The 15,599-nt window shown below is 61.3% G+C and carries 16 protein-coding genes; 8 read left to right on the forward strand and 8 right to left on the reverse strand.

Annotated features, from left to right (window positions below; all coding sequences use genetic code 11):
• Positions 1-167 precede the first annotated feature (167 nt).
• The 8 genes from eno to ACI2KA_RS08965 form a co-directional block, all read right to left on the reverse strand.
• Entirely contained in the window at positions 168-1,442 is a 1,275-nt protein-coding gene (gene eno, locus ACI2KA_RS08930; protein ID WP_404501228.1) for a phosphopyruvate hydratase, read from the reverse strand.
• Positions 1,443-1,578: 136 nt separating this feature from the next.
• A complete protein-coding gene (gene kdsA / locus ACI2KA_RS08935; RefSeq protein WP_404501230.1) occupies positions 1,579-2,424 on the reverse strand; it encodes a 3-deoxy-8-phosphooctulonate synthase in 846 nt (281 codons plus the stop codon).
• Positions 2,424-3,299, reverse strand: coding sequence for a VOC family protein (locus ACI2KA_RS08940; protein ID WP_404501232.1), 876 nt, complete (start codon positions 3,297-3,299; stop codon positions 2,424-2,426). Before ACI2KA_RS08940 ends, kdsA begins: the two co-directional genes overlap by 1 nt.
• A 199-nt stretch (positions 3,300-3,498) precedes the next feature.
• A complete protein-coding gene (locus tag ACI2KA_RS08945; protein WP_404501234.1) occupies positions 3,499-3,936 on the reverse strand; it encodes an RpiB/LacA/LacB family sugar-phosphate isomerase in 438 nt (145 codons plus the stop codon).
• 60 nt (positions 3,937-3,996) lie between these two features.
• On the reverse strand, positions 3,997-4,641 hold the full coding sequence (gene dhaL / locus ACI2KA_RS08950) for a dihydroxyacetone kinase subunit DhaL (RefSeq protein ID WP_404501236.1): 645 nt from the start codon (positions 4,639-4,641) through the stop codon (positions 3,997-3,999).
• Positions 4,642-4,652: 11 nt separating this feature from the next.
• Positions 4,653-5,645 carry a dihydroxyacetone kinase subunit DhaK gene (locus tag ACI2KA_RS08955; protein WP_404501238.1) on the reverse strand — a complete coding sequence of 331 codons (993 nt, stop codon included), beginning with the start codon at positions 5,643-5,645 and terminating at the stop codon, positions 4,653-4,655.
• A gap of 79 nt (positions 5,646-5,724) precedes the next feature.
• On the reverse strand, positions 5,725-6,573 hold the full coding sequence (locus tag ACI2KA_RS08960; RefSeq protein ID WP_404501240.1) for a sugar phosphate isomerase/epimerase family protein: 849 nt from the start codon (positions 6,571-6,573) through the stop codon (positions 5,725-5,727).
• A gap of 150 nt (positions 6,574-6,723) precedes the next feature.
• Positions 6,724-7,611, reverse strand: coding sequence for a LysR substrate-binding domain-containing protein (locus ACI2KA_RS08965; RefSeq protein ID WP_404501241.1), 888 nt, complete (start codon positions 7,609-7,611; stop codon positions 6,724-6,726).
• Between the two features lie 169 nt (positions 7,612-7,780).
• On the opposite strand from ACI2KA_RS08965, the gene ACI2KA_RS08970 reads away from it, so the two are divergent.
• The 8 genes from ACI2KA_RS08970 (at position 7,781) to ACI2KA_RS09005 (ending at position 15,584) form a co-directional block, all read left to right on the forward strand.
• Positions 7,781-8,542, forward strand: coding sequence for an SDR family NAD(P)-dependent oxidoreductase (locus tag ACI2KA_RS08970; protein ID WP_404501243.1), 762 nt, complete (start codon positions 7,781-7,783; stop codon positions 8,540-8,542).
• A 59-nt stretch (positions 8,543-8,601) separates the two neighbouring features.
• Entirely contained in the window at positions 8,602-9,471 is an 870-nt protein-coding gene (locus ACI2KA_RS08975; RefSeq protein ID WP_404501245.1) for a transketolase, read from the forward strand.
• Entirely contained in the window at positions 9,468-10,496 is a 1,029-nt protein-coding gene (locus ACI2KA_RS08980; RefSeq protein ID WP_404501247.1) for a transketolase family protein, read from the forward strand. The genes ACI2KA_RS08975 and ACI2KA_RS08980 overlap by 4 nt, the downstream gene beginning before the upstream one ends.
• Before the next feature lie 120 nt (positions 10,497-10,616).
• Positions 10,617-11,624, forward strand: a complete 1,008-nt coding sequence (locus tag ACI2KA_RS08985) for a TRAP transporter substrate-binding protein (RefSeq protein WP_404501248.1) — start codon at positions 10,617-10,619, stop codon at positions 11,622-11,624.
• Positions 11,625-11,743: 119 nt separating this feature from the next.
• Positions 11,744-12,277, forward strand: a complete 534-nt coding sequence (locus ACI2KA_RS08990) for a TRAP transporter small permease (protein ID WP_404501250.1) — start codon at positions 11,744-11,746, stop codon at positions 12,275-12,277.
• Complete coding sequence (locus ACI2KA_RS08995; protein ID WP_404501252.1) at positions 12,274-13,533, forward strand: TRAP transporter large permease subunit; 1,260 nt, start codon at positions 12,274-12,276, stop codon at positions 13,531-13,533. Before ACI2KA_RS08990 ends, ACI2KA_RS08995 begins: the two co-directional genes overlap by 4 nt.
• Before the next feature lie 237 nt (positions 13,534-13,770).
• On the forward strand, positions 13,771-14,493 hold the full coding sequence (lexA, locus tag ACI2KA_RS09000; RefSeq protein WP_404501254.1) for a transcriptional repressor LexA: 723 nt from the start codon (positions 13,771-13,773) through the stop codon (positions 14,491-14,493).
• A 413-nt stretch (positions 14,494-14,906) separates the two neighbouring features.
• Positions 14,907-15,584 carry a glutathione S-transferase family protein gene (locus tag ACI2KA_RS09005; protein WP_404501256.1) on the forward strand — a complete coding sequence of 226 codons (678 nt, stop codon included), beginning with the start codon at positions 14,907-14,909 and terminating at the stop codon, positions 15,582-15,584.
• Positions 15,585-15,599: the final 15 nt, after the last annotated feature.

Below are 15,599 nucleotides of genomic sequence, written 5' to 3' on the forward strand. Positions count from 1 at the left end.
TCTCAATCGACCAGGACCCCGACGGCCTTCCGCCCGCAACCCTTATAACACAAGCGCAATACACAGGACCCCGGATCTAGTCCGGGGTGACGGAATGCGGATGATACCACTCACCCCTGAAATGAGCCCGCCAAAGCGGCGGGCTGCATCGTAAAACCAGACGCGGATTAGCCGCGCAGGATCGAACGGCCGGCGTAGGCAGCCTGCGGACCCAGCATTTCTTCGATGCGGATCAGCTGGTTATACTTTGCGAGCCGGTCGGAACGGGCAAGCGAACCGGTCTTGATCTGACCGCAATTCGTGGCAACGGCGAGATCGGCAATGGTCGAATCTTCCGTTTCGCCCGAACGGTGCGACATGACGGCGGTGTAACCGGCCTTGTGCGCGGTTTCGACCGCATCCAGCGTCTCGGACAGCGAACCGATCTGGTTGACCTTGACGAGAATGGAGTTGGCGACACCCATCTTGATGCCATCGCGCAGGCGGGCGGAATTGGTGACGAAGAGATCGTCGCCAACCAGCTGGCACTTGTTGCCGATGAGATCGGTCAGCGCCTTCCAGCCCTCCCAATCGTCTTCCGCCATGCCGTCTTCGATGGAGATGATCGGGTACTTGGCGACGAGTTCGGCCAGATATTCAGCCATCGCGCCGGATTCCAGCGTGCGGCCTTCACCTTCCAGAACATATTTGCCGTTCTTGAAGAATTCTGTCGATGCACAGTCGAGGCCGACATACATGTCTTCGCCCGGACGATAACCAGCCTTTTCGATCGACTTCATGATGAAATCGAGCGCTGCCGGTGCGCTTTCGAGACCGGGCGCAAAACCGCCCTCGTCACCGACATTGGTGTTGTGGCCTTGAGCGGACAGTTCTTTCTTCAGCGTGTGGAACACTTCAGACCCCATGCGCACGGCTTCGCGGATGTTTTCCGCGCCGACGGGCAGGATCATGAATTCCTGGAAGTCGATGGGGTTGTCGGCATGGGCGCCGCCATTGATGATGTTCATCATCGGAACCGGCAGCAGATGCGCATTCGGACCGCCGACATAACGGTAAAGCGGCAGGCCGGAAGCTTCGGCCGCAGCCTTGGCAACGGCAAGCGAGACGCCGAGAATGGCGTTGGCGCCAATGCGCGACTTGTTCGGCGTGCCGTCAAGCGCGATCATCGTCTGGTCGATCTGGATCTGGTTTTCGGCATCGAAACCGCCGATGGCGTCGAAGATTTCGGTATTGACGGCTTCGACCGCCTTTTCCACGCCCTTGCCGAGATAACGCTTGCCGCCATCGCGCAGCTCAACCGCCTCATGCGCGCCGGTGGAGGCGCCGGACGGAACGGCCGCACGGCCCATGGAGCCGTCTTCGAGATAGACATCGACTTCAACGGTCGGGTTGCCGCGGCTGTCGAGGATTTCGCGCGCGATGATATCGGTAATGGCAGTCATGGTCTCTCCCTTGGGAATGGAACAGATATTTTCCGTCGCCTGTCTTAGACGATGGCGAAGAAATTACAATGACGGCGGGCGGCAGAAACGGAGCGCCCGCCATTTAAAATCGATTGGAACGAACCGCGCCGGTTCTTCAGGCTTTGGTAATGGCGTCGAAGGCCAGCAGCTTTTCGAGCAGCTTCGGCATGTCCTTCAGATGCACCATGTTGGGGCCGTCGGAAGGTGCATTGTCCGGGTCCTCGTGGGTCTCGACAAAGAGACCGGCCACACCCACAGCAACCGCCGCCCGCGCCAAAGTCTCGACGAATTCGCGCTGGCCGCCGGTGGAACCGCCCTGCCCGCCCGGCTGCTGCACCGAATGGGTGGCGTCGAAGACAACGGGCGCGCCAAGCGAAGCCATGATCGGCAGCGAGCGCATGTCGGAGACCAGCGTATTGTAACCGAAGGACGCGCCGCGCTCGCACAGAAGCACATTCGGATTGCCGCTGTCGTTCAGCTTGGCAAGCACGTTCTTCATGTCCCAGGGCGCCAGGAACTGGCCCTTCTTGACATTGATGACACGGCCGGTTTTCGCGGCCGCGACGAGAAGATCGGTCTGGCGGCTGAGAAAGGCCGGGATCTGCAGCACATCCACCACGTCGGAAACGATGGCGCATTGTTCTTCGGTGTGAATATCGGTCAACACCGGAAAGCCGAATTCCTTTTTGAGATCGGCAAAAATCGTCATTGCGTTGTCAAGGCCGATGCCGCGCTTGCCGGACAACGAGGTGCGGTTCGCCTTGTCGAAGGACGATTTGTAAACGAGGCCGATGCCCAGGCTGTCACACAGTTCCTTCAGAACGCCGGCGATCATGAAGGCATGCTCGCGGCTTTCCATCTGGCAGGGGCCGGCAATCAGCGCGAAACGCTCGGTGTTGGAGAAGGAGACCTTGCTGGCACCTTCGCCGGCAATGACTTTGAGATTGTTCGTAACGCTCATCATTTTTCCTCGAAGGCGAAGGTAACGCCCTGACCGGGTGCTGCGGGCACCACCAGACGGCCGCCCGCTTCCATGCAGGACACGCCATTAGCAGCAAGCGCCGCCGCTGTCACGGCAAGATCGTCGACGCAAAAGACAATGCCCGCACCGCACAGTCCGCCGCCGTGCCGCCGCGCATTATTTTCGGCATGTGCGGCGAAAGCTGCGTTTTCGGTCAATCTGATGCGGGCATTGCCGGTTGTGAAGATCATGTCCCCACCAGGAGATATTTCAGCTTCACCGCCGAATACCGTTTCGATCAGGCGTGCTGCATCGGGGTCACCGCCGGAAAACAGGATAATTTCGCAAAGGCCGCAGACGCCATTGGAATGGCGCTCCAGCACCGCGCGGTCGCTCGGCAGAGCCTGCAATCGCTGGCAGCTGAACAGAAAGAAGTCCGCCGCCCCGCTTGCCGCAAAAGCTAGCCGGAAGGCCGCTTCGCTCTGCGAGCCGTCCGGCATCCGGACCGGTCGTGAAAACTCGAACATGTCGCCCGCCGAAAGGCCAAAGGCGGCAAACCTGCCGTGGTCAGCAATGGCGTCTTCGCTTCTCGCGACAAGGGCCGAAAAACCCTCGCCCCCGCGCTGACGAAACGCCTGATCTCTTCCGGTAAACACGTCGCCCCTTTGCACCGACGCGTTATATTTAGCCGGATCAGCAACTGCGAGCGGCTCCAGATAGCTGCCGTCGGTGAAAAAAACGCAGGCGTTCCACGTGCCGAAAGGATGCATGGCCTCCGGCGCGACGGTAAATCCGAGAGCCTCAAGCCGACTTCTCGCCACGCCGAGCGATTGTACCGGCAAAACGAGATGATCGACGTTATATCGGTTCGCCATTATCGAGGCCCCTGTCCTGTGCTGCGCGCCCGGCCATTGAGCCAGGCCCTTTTGCGCCAGACAAAAGCACAAATAACGGCAACAGGGCAAACGATGCGCTTGAACGCGGCTGGCGGCCTTGCACCGGTGATGGCCGTCCGGAAGAAAGCCTCCCGCCGCCTGGCGCGGAACGGGCTGCGCGTCAGGCAGCGTCAACCACTCACCGGCACGTGTCGAGACGGTTGATCGCCTCCACATTTTTCGCCGACGATCCTTTCGGATCGAAATCCGATGCCAGCCAGGCATCAACGATGGTTTTCGCCAGCTCCGGCCCGATCACACGGGCGCCCATGGTGATGATCTGCGCATTGTTGGATTTCGCCGCACGCTCGGCGGAATAGGTATCATGCGTCAGGGCGGCGCGAATGCCCGGCACCTTGTTGGCCGAGATGCAGACGCCGATGCCCGTTCCGCAAAACAAAAGGCCGCGATCGAACTCGCCGGCGATGATGCTGCCAGCCACCGCCTGGGCGAGATCGGCATAAAAACCGTCCTGGCTTCGATCCACAACCGTCAATCCCGCCCTGCCGGACAGATGGGCCAGCACCGCATCCAACAGGGGTTTTCCGGCGCTGTCTGCGCCCGCGATAATTCTCATTTCCAAACCTTCCCTCATTCACCCGCGAGCCCGACCGGCCGCAGCCACTATGTCCTGTTGTCACGATTGCAGCCGGGCCTGCGCGCCTTCGGCGAGGCTGCGCAGGATAAGCGCGCAGGATGTGGCGCCCGCATCGAGAACACCGAGCGAGCGATCACCGAGGCGACTGGCGCGGCCGATTTTCGCGACGAGATTGACGGTCGAATCCCTGCCTGTCTCCGCGGCGGCCACAAGGGCAGCGGCGGCATCGTGGAAAGAGGCCCCCGATGCGATGGCGGCGTCGAATGCCGCAACGGCCGGCACCAGCGTATCCAGCAGCGTCTTGTCGCCCACTTTCGCGGAACCGATGGATGTGACGCCGTCAAGACCGGCATGCAGCATCTTGCTGAAAGACGGCGCATCGATTGCCTCTGCATTTTCGATTGTCTCGGCGAATTCCGTAAACATGACGCCATAAAGTGGCCCCATGGAGCCGCCGATCTCCGTCATCAGGACCGTGCCGAGCGTATCGAGCGCTGCAGCCAGCGAGGCGTCCTGCCCCCGCAGCCGGTCCGCCGCCATGCCGAAGCCCTTAGCCATGTTCACGCCGTGGTCGCCGTCGCCGATCTTGCCGTCGATCTCGCTGAGATAGGCGCGGTTCTCGATGATCCTCTCGGCCATGGACAGAACAATGTCACCGGCCTTCGCGTTCTGAAAAGACTGCATGAAACTCCCCCTCACAGCGTAACGGTGCAAACTGCATCGGCATCGAGCAACGGCTTCAACTCGTCGTCGAGCGCCATGACCGTCAACGTCGCGCCGACCATCTCGAGCGATGTGAAATAGTTGCCGACATAGGTCTTGTGGATCTTCAGGCCGCGCGCGGAAATTTCCGCCTCGATCGTGTCATTGAGGATGTAGAGCTCGTTGACCGGCGTTGCGCCGAGCCCGGAGACCAGCACCGCAACCTCGGCGCCGGCCGGCAGGTCGTGGTCGTCGAGCACGATCTTGCACATGTCCTTCGCCACATCCTTGGCGGCTTTCAGCGTCTCGACACGAACGCCCGGCTCGCCGTGATGGCCGATGCCCACTTCCATGGTGCCGGGCGCGATCTCGAAATTCGGGTGGCCGACCGCAGGCAGGGTGCAGGGGCCTAGACCGACGCCGATCGAGCGGCAACTGTCGATGGCCTTCTGGGCGGTTGCCCTGACCTCCTCCAGCGAAGCGCCGCTGGCAGCCTTGGCCGCGCCGACCTTCCACATGAAGATTTCGCCGGCAACCCCGCGGCGTTTTTCGCGCTCTTCGGGTGCGGCGGAACACACGTCGTCATTGGCGACCACCGTGGCAATTTCGATACCGTCTTTGGCGGCGAGTTTTGCCGCCATCTTCACATTCATGTTGTCGCCGGCATAATTGCCGTAAAGGACGATCACGCCCCGGCCGCCATCGGCCGCGCGGATCGCGTCGTGGAAACTTTTGGCCGTGGGCGATGAAAACAATTCGCCGACGGCGACGGCGTCCAGCATGTTGCGTCCGGTATAGCCGATAAAGGCCGGTTCGTGCCCGGAACCGCCGCCCGTGACCACGCCGACCTTGCCGGCGACCGGCGCATCCCTGGCAACGACGACACGCGGGTTTTCCGCAAGGCGCACGATATCGCGATGGGCCTTGACGAAACCTCTCACCGTATCTTCCACAACCTCGTCCGGATTATTGACAAATCTTTGCATGCATTCTCCTCCCTCATTCACCCGCACTTCCAGACCGTTTCGCCCGTGCTCCGCCGGAAACGGCAAAGGCTTCAAGAAACTAGCCTGCGATCAATCCTCTCCTGACCACGGCAAGCGACGCCGCCAACGCGCCTTCGATCTCTCGAAGCGATGCGGGACTGATGCGCCTGACGGGCTGGGCATCCGCGCGGCGGTGCAGGCGCGCCGGAAACTCGATGCTGACCGGCATCTCCGGCTTCCTCGCGATCTCGCCAAGCAGCTTGCGGCAGTCGATGTCGCCCTCGCCCACCGGCACGAAAAACCAGCCTTCGGGCGTGCGCTTCACGTCCTTGATATGCGCATGGATGCAAGCGGGCAGCGCCGCCGCCGCGTCATCGGCGAAATCCCCGAATTGCGGGCGATGGGAGGCGGTATTGGCCGCGTCATAATTCAAGCCGAGCCAGGGGGAACCGAAACGCTGCGTCAGGGCAATTCCCTCTTCGGCGGTGTTGAAAAGATTATCGCTACCGTCGCCGGGATTTTCGAGCGCGATCATGACACCGAAGGCCTCGGCGCGGCGCAGAAGCACATCGACATTGCGCAGAAAGCGGTCTTCGCGCTGCCGCGCCGAGGCATTGGTGGCGATGATCCGCGCGCCGATGCCCGCCGCGAAAGCCATTCTACCCGTGAAGACTTCTACGGAATCGCTGAGGCCGAGATCGATGTGGGACGACATTGCCTGGCAGCCAAGACCGGCATCGCTCAAGGCCCGGCGCCATGAGACGATTTCAGCCGGGAGGAAGGCGCTTTCATCGAACGGCTCGGTATAGCCGACGATAAAGGCAGGTTCCACATGGCTGAAACCGATCCTGGCGATGCTCTCCAGCATCTGCTCGCGCCCATAACCGTCATACGGCGCGCCGGACGCCGATATGATACGATCCGTCATGCAATCCTCCCTTGAGCCACGGCTGCCGGGACGATGCCGATGGAGCCGCAACCTCATTATTCGGGCTGGAAAATGACGGAGACGCCAGCTCGTGAGCAAGCGGAAAAAATTAACCCGTTGGTGAATTCAATTCATGTAATGGCGGAATTCCTATGCGGACTCAGCCTCTTGCAGGTCTTCGATCAGCCAGTCGGCAAAGCGCCGGGCGAGCCTGCGCTGACTGCCGGACTTGGGAAAAGCAAGATAGTGGCCGACATAATGAAGATCCTGCGTCACGCCGCTCAAGGGGGCGACCAGCCGCCCGGATCTTATTTCGCGATGGGCAAGCCGTGTCGATTCGAGCGCCACGCCGACGCCGTTTGCGGCCGCATCGATCGCCAGAAAACTGCGGTCGAAACTCATGGCCTGAATGGGCGGCTTGCCGAGCCCGTTGGCCTCGAACCAGTCCGGCCAGCGCAGGCGCTTGTTGTCGCTGCGAATAAGCAATTGCCGGCTCAGATCCCGGGGCGTCCTGATGTCAGCCGCCAGCTCCGGCGAGCACAGCGGAGTGACCCTTTCGCTGCCGAGCGGAATGATGACGAGGTCGTCTCCCTGCGGTTCGCCATAGATGATATCGGCGTCAAATTCACCATCCACGAAACGGACATAGGCGGTGCTCGCCGCAAGCCGAACCTCAATTCCCGGATTGGCGTTCAAAAATTGCGGCAGGCGTGGAGACAGTACCTGCGCCGCATAACTTGGCGCGCAATGCAGGCGCAGGAGATGGGAGCGGTTGGAGGACACAACCTCAATGCCCTGCCGCAACTCCTCGAATGCATTGGATGCATGCGACAGCAGCGTCTGGCCTGCCGCAGTCAGACGCACGGTGCGCGTCGTGCGTTCGAAAAGCGGTGTGCCAAGTACCCTTTCGAGCTTGACGATGGCGTGGCTGACGGCACTGGCCGACAGGTTGAGCTCATCCGCCGCAGCGCGGAAAGAGCCGAGCCGGGCAGCGGATTCGAAGGCGCGGATGGAGGTAAGAGAAATCCCGTTCAACATGCGATTACTGAAGCAGATTCATGAGATGATGTAAACTTCGCGTTTGAAGCCCTCCCTGCACGTCTGCAATATCTGGCCTGCATTCGTCGAAGGACGGGATGTGACGGCAGGTCGGGAGCGCCGCCGTCAGGCGTATGAAGCCGGCCCGCCCGGCTTGGGAGGATTGCTTATGTTGTTGAATGGAAAGACCGCGGTTATTTCAGGCGCCGCCAGCAAACGCGGCATCGGCCGCGCCACGGCGGAACTCTTCGCCCGCCACGGTGCGCGCATCGCGATCGTGGATCTGGACGAGGCCGGAAGCATCGAAGCTGCGGCGTCGCTCGAAAAAGTCGATGGCGGCGAGCATCTCGGCGTCGCGGGAAATGTGGCGGATCGCGCCTCCTGCGAGGCGGCTGCGGAAAGAATCATCACCGCCTTCGGCAAGATCGATATCCTCATCAACAATGCCGGCATTACCCAGCCGGTGAAGACGCTCGATATTACGGCCACGGACTGGCAGCGCATCGTCGATGTGAACATGACGGGTGTCTTGAATTTCAGCCAGGCCTTCATTCCCAATATGCGCGCCAATGGCGGCGGCTCGATTGCCTGCATGTCGTCGGTCTCAGCCCAGCGCGGCGGCGGCATTTTCGGCGGGCCGCATTATTCGGCGGCCAAGGCCGGTGTTCTCGGTCTGGCAAAGGCGATGGCGCGCGAATTCGGCCCGGACGGCATTCGCGTCAACTCCGTCACCCCCGGCCTGATCCAGACCGACATAACCGGCGGCAAGCTGACCGACGACATGCGCCGCGACATTCTCAAGGGAATACCGCTCAACCGTCTCGGCGATGCCGTCGATGTTGCCAATATCTATCTTTTCCTTGCCTCGGACCTTTCCTCCTACGTCACCGGCGCGGTCGTCGATGTGAATGGCGGCATGCTCATTCACTGAGAAAGACCTTTTCGAGGCCGGCAAACCGGCTTCGATTTTTCTGACCGGGAGGAGGAAAAATGGCCAAGGCGTATAATGCAGATACCGTAACGGAAGCGGCCTTGCCCAACGTATCGCTTGCGCATCGCGCCTGGCGTATCCGGCGCAACGCCCTTTTGATGGGTGAGGTGCAGGGACAGGGTTATGTCGGGCAGGCGCTCGGCATTGCCGATGTTCTGGCGGTGGCGTGGTTTCACGCCATGCGTTACCGGGCGGACGATCCGCAATGGCAAGGCCGCGACCGGTTTCTGCTCTCCATCGGCCATTATGCCATCGCGCTTTACGCCGCCCTGATCGAGGCGGACGTTATTCCCGAGGACGAGCTGGAAACCTACGGCTGCGATGGCTCGCGCCTGCCGATGTCCGGCATGGCCTCCTATACGCCGGGCATGGAAATTACCGGCGGGTCGCTCGGCCACGGGCTTGGCATCGCCGTCGGCATGGCGCTCGGCCTCAAGCGCAAGAATTCCGACCGGTTCATCATCAATCTGATGTCGGATGGCGAACTGGGCGAAGGCTCGACCTGGGAAGCGGCCATGGGCGCGTGCCATCACAGGCTCGGCAATCTCATCAATCTCGTGGATTTCAACAATCAGCAGGCTGACGGCCCGTCCCGCGAGATGCTGTCGTCGGAACCCGTGGATGCCAAATTCGCCGCCTTCGGCTGGCACGTGCAGCGCGTCGACGGCAACGATATCGACAGGATTCGCGATGCCTTCGATATCGCCATGTCACTTGGCGATGACAGGCCGCGTGCGATCGTCTTCGATACCAGAATGGGCCGTGGCGTTCCCTTCCTTGAAAACCGGGAAATCACCCATTTCATCCGCGTGGAGCCGCATGAATGGAAACTGGCGCTCGACGCCCTTGAAGAAGGACGGCCGCAATGAGCGCAGCGCCGCAGAAGCGTCTCACCACATCGGCGATGATCGCATCCATTGCCGCCGAAGGTCAGCCGACGCGCCCCGCGCCCTTTGGCCACGCTCTGGTGCAATTGGCGAAGGAGCGTAAGGACATTGTCGGCCTGACGGCGGATCTCGGCAAATATACCGACCTGCATGTTTTCGCCAAAGCCTTTCCCGAGCGCTTTTATCAAATGGGCATGGCCGAACAGCTGTTAATGAGCACTGCGGCCGGTCTGGCGCGTGAGGGCTTCGTGCCCTTCGCGACCACCTATGCGGTTTTCGCCGCCCGCCGCGCCTATGATTTCATCGCCATGGCGATTGCCGAGGAAAACCTGCCGGTCAAGATCGTCTGCGCCCTGCCCGGCCTGACGACGGGTTACGGCCCCAGCCATCAGGCGACCGACGATCTGGCGATTTTTCGCGCGCTGCCCAATATGACGATCATCGATCCCTGCGATGCGACCGACATAGAAGGCGCGGTGCCGGCGATCACCGATTATCACGGCCCGGTCTATATGCGGCTGCTGCGCGGCCAGGTGCCGGTGGTGCTCGAAGAATACGGCTATCGCTTCGAACTTGGAAAAGCCCAGCTTATCCGTGACGGCGCGCAGGTCCTGTTCATTTCCTCCGGCATCTTGACGATGCGAGTTCTGGAGGCGGCTGCCCTGCTTGAGAAGGAGGGGGTCGGCTGCGCCGTCCTGCATTCCCCCACCATCAAGCCGCTCGACACCGCTTCGATCTTCGCGGAGGTCGACAGGGCGGATCGCCTGGTGATCGTGGCGGAAAACCACAGCGAGATCGGCGGTCTCGGGGAAGCGGTGGCGATGGCGCTGATGAAAGGCGGCAGGACGCCGCGCCTCAGACAGATCGCCTTGCCCGACGCCTTTCTGGACGCGGGCGCGCTGCCGACCCTGCATGACCGTTACGGCATCTCGACGGCGATGATCGTCGGGCGCGTCAGAGGCTGGCTGGAGAATGAAAGTTTTGAAGTACCGCGCGGTTCGGTCTAAAGGCTGAGGCTTGGACATCGCGCAGAATCAGCCGGGGGGAGCCGGCCGTTTCCTGGGAGTGCAGCGCGTTATCCGCCTGTTCGGGTAAAGCCGAGGATGTTTAAATCAAGGGAGGACAAAATGACTATTTCCATCAACAGGCGCATGTTTCTAACCGGCGCCGGCTTTGTATTGGCGGCACCCGCCGTCCTGACAACACCGCGCAACGCCCGCGCCGCCACGACGCTGACGCTCGGCCACGGCGCGGCGCCCGGCAATCCGCGGACTTTGGCCGCGGCGAAATTCGCCGAACTGGTCGCCCAGAAAACCGAAGGCCGCGTGGCGATCAATGTCGCCGGTTCGGAAACGCTCGGCAGCGATGCCGCCATGCTGACCAGCCTGCGCACCGGCGCGCTCGATTTCACCGCCAACAGCCAGGGTCCGGTTTCGAGCGTCGTGCCGGAACTGGCGGCGCTCGGCCTGCCCTTCCTGTTCGGCAATGCCGATCAGGCGATCAAGGTGCTGGACGGCGACGTCGGCGCATCGCTCGATGCGCGCTTCCAGAAGGTCGGCATCGTGCCGCTCGACTGGTGGGATAACGGCATCCGCCATGTCTCCAACTCCAAACGCGCCATCACCAGACCGCAGGACGTCGCCGGCCTGAAAATCCGCACGCCCGCCGATCCGATGACCATGGATATTTTCAAGGCGCTGGACGCGGCAACGGTTCAGATCGCCTTTGGCGAACTTTATATCGCCCTCCAGCAGGGCGTCGTGGACGGGCAGGAAAACCCGCTGGTCAACATCGAAAGCTCCAAGCTTTACGAGGTCAACCAATACATCAGCCTCACCGCCCATAAATGGGAATCGACCCCGTTCCTGATGTCCAAATTCGCCGAAGGGCGGCTGGGCAAGGATTTCGAGGCCGTGAAGGCGGCTGCCAAGGAAGCCGGCGCGCTGCAGCGCCAACTTTCCGCTGAAAAGGCCAGCGCATCGCTCGCGGCCTTCAAGGCCAACAGTGCCATCGAGGTGGCCGAAGACATCGACCACGCCGCTTTTGCGAAGGCGACGGCGCAGGTGCTGGAGACATGGAAACAGAAGCCCTTCGGCGATTTCGTCGCGGAGCTGGAAAAAGCTGCCAAGGGCTGACGATCGCGACGCCGGCCGGCTTCCGCCCCGGGCGGCGTCGTCTCGCGCCCACCACAGGATCGGCGGGAGCCTCACTCACGCCGGCATTCATACGGTTTCAGTTTTCAGGAGATGCGCCAATGCTCGAAGGAGCCTTGTCCGCCGCCAATCGCGTTGACGGTTTCATCGCCATCCTCTGCCGCGTCATCATCGTGGCGTCCGGCATTCTGCTCACGACCATCATGACCACGAATGTCATCGTGCGTTACGTCTCGACATCCGGCGGTCTGGATTTCGCGGAAGAGCTGCCGACCATGCTGTTTCCCTGGTTCATCGTCGCCGGCATCACGCTCGCGGCGCAGAACGGCGCGCATATGGCGGTGGAATGGATCTATGACAAGTTCGACGACCGCGGCAAGGTCGGCGTTCTGCTGTTCGCCAATCTCGTGACGGTCGCGAGTTTCATCGTTCTGGCGCAGCAGGCGCTGGTCGTCGCCGAGATCGCCGGCGCTGAAATAAGCCCGGTTCTGCAATTGCCCAACAGCATCGGTTATTACTCCATCGCCTTCGGCGCGGCACTGGTCTCGATCACCACCGCAACCGCCAGCCTGCGCATTCTGTCCGGCGGCTGGCACGCGCGCCCGCACGGCGCAACCGAGGAGATGCCCCTATGACCATCGTGATGATCATTGCATTTTGCATTCTCATGATGCTGGCGGTTCCCGTCGGTTACGCGCTGATCATTTCGGCAGGCGTCGCCGTGCTGTGGAACGGTTATGTGCCGCTTTCCATCGTGGCGCAGCAGGTCTATGACCAGACACAGTCCTTCCCCATGCTGGCGCTGCCGTTCTTCATGCTGGCCGGCACGCTGATGCTGGGCGGCAAACTCGGAACCCAGCTTTTGGAACTCGCCTCCAAAGCCATGCAGCGCTGGCGCGGCGGCCCGCTTTCCACCACTGTCATCTCTTCGGTGGTGTTTGGCGGCGTCTCCGGCTCTGCGGTCGCCAATGCCAGCGCACTGGGTTCGGTGCTCATTCCATGGCAGAAACGCCAGGGTTATCCCGCGCCTCTCTGCGCGGCGAACAATGCCACCTCGGCCGTTATCGACGTGCTCATTCCGCCCTCTATCCCGATGATCCTCTATTCGCTGGTGAGCGGCGTCAGCATCGCCAATCTGTTCATTGCCGGAATCTTGCCCGGCCTGCTGATGGCCGTCGGCTTCATCATCGTCTGCTGGGCGATTGCCGTGCGCCGCGGTTATGCGGTCAGCGATGAACGCATCCGCAAGCGCGATCTGGCGGTTCTGGCATTTCGCAGCCTGCCGGCGATCCTTCTGCCGATACTCATCATCCTCGGCCTGCGCTTCGGCTTTGCGACGCCCACGGAGGTGGCCGTTCTTTCGGTCGTTTATTCGCTCGTGCTCAGCATCGTCTTTTACCGCGACCTGACGTGGAAACGTTTCTGCGACAATTTCGTCGAGGCGGGTTCGGCAACCGGCGTCGTCATGCTGGTGATCATGGGCAGCGCCGCGGTGGGCTGGGTCCTCACCTTCGATCAGGCGCCCCAGCATTTCGCCACCTGGGTGGCGGAAAACATCTCGAACCCGATCCTGATCATTCTCATGATGAACATCCTGATGCTGATCATCGGCATGCCGCTCGATCTGCCGCCGTCGATCCTGCTGCTCGGACCGATCTTCGTGCCGCTGGCGGACATGATCGGGCTCGACCGGGTGCAGCTCGGCATGATGATGGTCATCAATCTCGGCATCGGGCTTTATACGCCGCCGATCGGCACCACGCTCTTCATCTCGTCCTCCATCGCCAGAGCGCCGCTCGGCGCGACGACCAGGGAGTTGTGGCCGTTCTTTGCCATGGCAATGCTGCTGCTTATCGCCGTCAGCTTCATCCCCGCCCTGACGATCTACTGACCTCGCCTGCAGCAGAACCGGAGACCATCGGCTAACGCCCCGGCCGGTGGTTTTTCGTTCACGATCTATCCTTCAAGATACGGCAAATCTTCGTTCCGCCGCTTCGCCGATGAAATCACGATCTGAGATGGAACCTTCACGAAATTTTAGGGGATTGCGGAACACATATGGAACATATAGTGTTCGTTCTGTATTTGTTTCGCGACCTCAACGACGATTCTCAAGGGTGTTTTCCTCATGCTCACGCGCAAACAGCAGGAATTGCTTCTCTTCATTCATGAAAGAATGAAAGAGTCCGGCGTGCCGCCCTCCTTCGATGAAATGAAGGACGCACTCGACCTTGCCTCCAAATCCGGCATCCACCGGCTGATCACGGCCCTCGAGGAGCGCGGCTTCATTCGCCGGCTACCTAACAGGGCGCGGGCGCTGGAAGTCATCAAGCTGCCGGAGGCCTACGCGCCGGGTGCGAGGCCGCAACGCGGTTTTTCGCCGAGCGTCATCGAAGGCAGCCTCGGCAAACCGAAGGCGCCGGAACCGGCACCCGCCCCCAAGGCGCCTGCCAACGATCTCGGCGGGGCGGTCACCGTGCCGGTCATGGGCCGCATTGCCGCAGGCGTGCCGATTTCCGCCATTCAGAACAATACGCATGACGTTGCCGTGCCTGTGGACATGCTGGGTTCCGGCGAACATTACGCTCTTGAGGTCAAGGGCGATTCGATGATCGAGGCCGGCATTTTCGATGGCGACACCGTCATTATCCGCAATGGCAACATTGCCAATCCCGGCGATATCGTCGTGGCGCTGGTGGATGACGAGGAGGCGACGCTGAAACGCTTCCGCCGCAAGGGCGCCTCCATTGCACTGGAGGCAGCCAACCCCGCCTATGAGACCCGCATCTTCGGGCCGGACCGGGTGAAGATCCAGGGCAAGCTGGTGGGGCTGATCCGCCGTTACCATTGATCGCTAATGGCCGCCATCGTCTCGGCGCGAACATCGCCCCGGTGAGGAGACCTCCATTGAGGATGGCGGCAATTCTGCACTTCGGCTGACTATGTCGATTCCGGGCCGACACATTCGTCCCGGGAGCAGCTGCATTCCGTTCCGCTGATCATCGGCTCCGGTCTTCATATGATATTGCGGCTTTGGCCCGGCCTGTTGCGCCCCGTGCCTCATCTGCATGGAGTTTCGATAACGTAGCGGGGTGTTTCGCCCGTGGGATGGACTTAACGCGACATCGTCACTGAACGGCGACATCCTCATCGCGTGACCCGCCGCCACTCATCAAAGGCGCTTATGGGTGCCATGGATTATTTTCGATATTCCGCAGCGCTTCGACATGTATAGAAATAAGCGTGATATCCGGGAGACAAGCCATGTACGATCTTTATATCGCCAACAAGAACTATTCCTCCTGGTCGCTGCGGCCCTGGGTCTTGATGCGCACGCTCGGTATCGCCTTCGATGAGAAGCTCGTTCCGTTCGGCGAAGGCGTTTCCTTCTCCAGCTTTTCGCCAACGGGCAAGGTGCCATGCCTTGTCGATGAGGGCGTGACGATATGGGAATCGCTGTCGATCGCCGAATATCTTGCCGAAAGGCATCAGGGCGTCTGGGCAAGCGACAAACAGGCGCGGGCATGGTCGCGGTCGGCTGCGAGCGAAATGCATGCCGGCTTTTCCTCGCTGCGCAATCTCTATCCCATGTCGGTCGGTATTCGGGTCAAGCCGAAGGCCGGCGATGCCGGACTTGCCGCCGATATCAGGCGCATCGACGCGCTGTGGAGCGAAGGCCTGAGGCAATTCGGCGGCCCCTACCTTGCCGGCCAGAAATTCACCGCGGTCGACGCCTTCTTCTGCCCGGTCGCATTCCGTTTCCAGACCTATGGCGCCGATCTTTCACCGGATGCGAAGGCCTATTGCGACCGGCTGCTCGCCCTGCCCGCCATGCGCGAATGGTATGAGGCCGGATTGCGGGAGATCTGGCGCGATGCCGCCCATGAAGAAGAAATAGGCGGCATTGGCGAACTGACCGCGGATCTGCGTCTCAAGGCCTGAGACCCAGCACTGGCG

The organism is Agrobacterium sp. NPDC089420, assembly GCF_044900305.1.
GTDB lineage: Bacteria > Pseudomonadota > Alphaproteobacteria > Rhizobiales > Rhizobiaceae > Agrobacterium.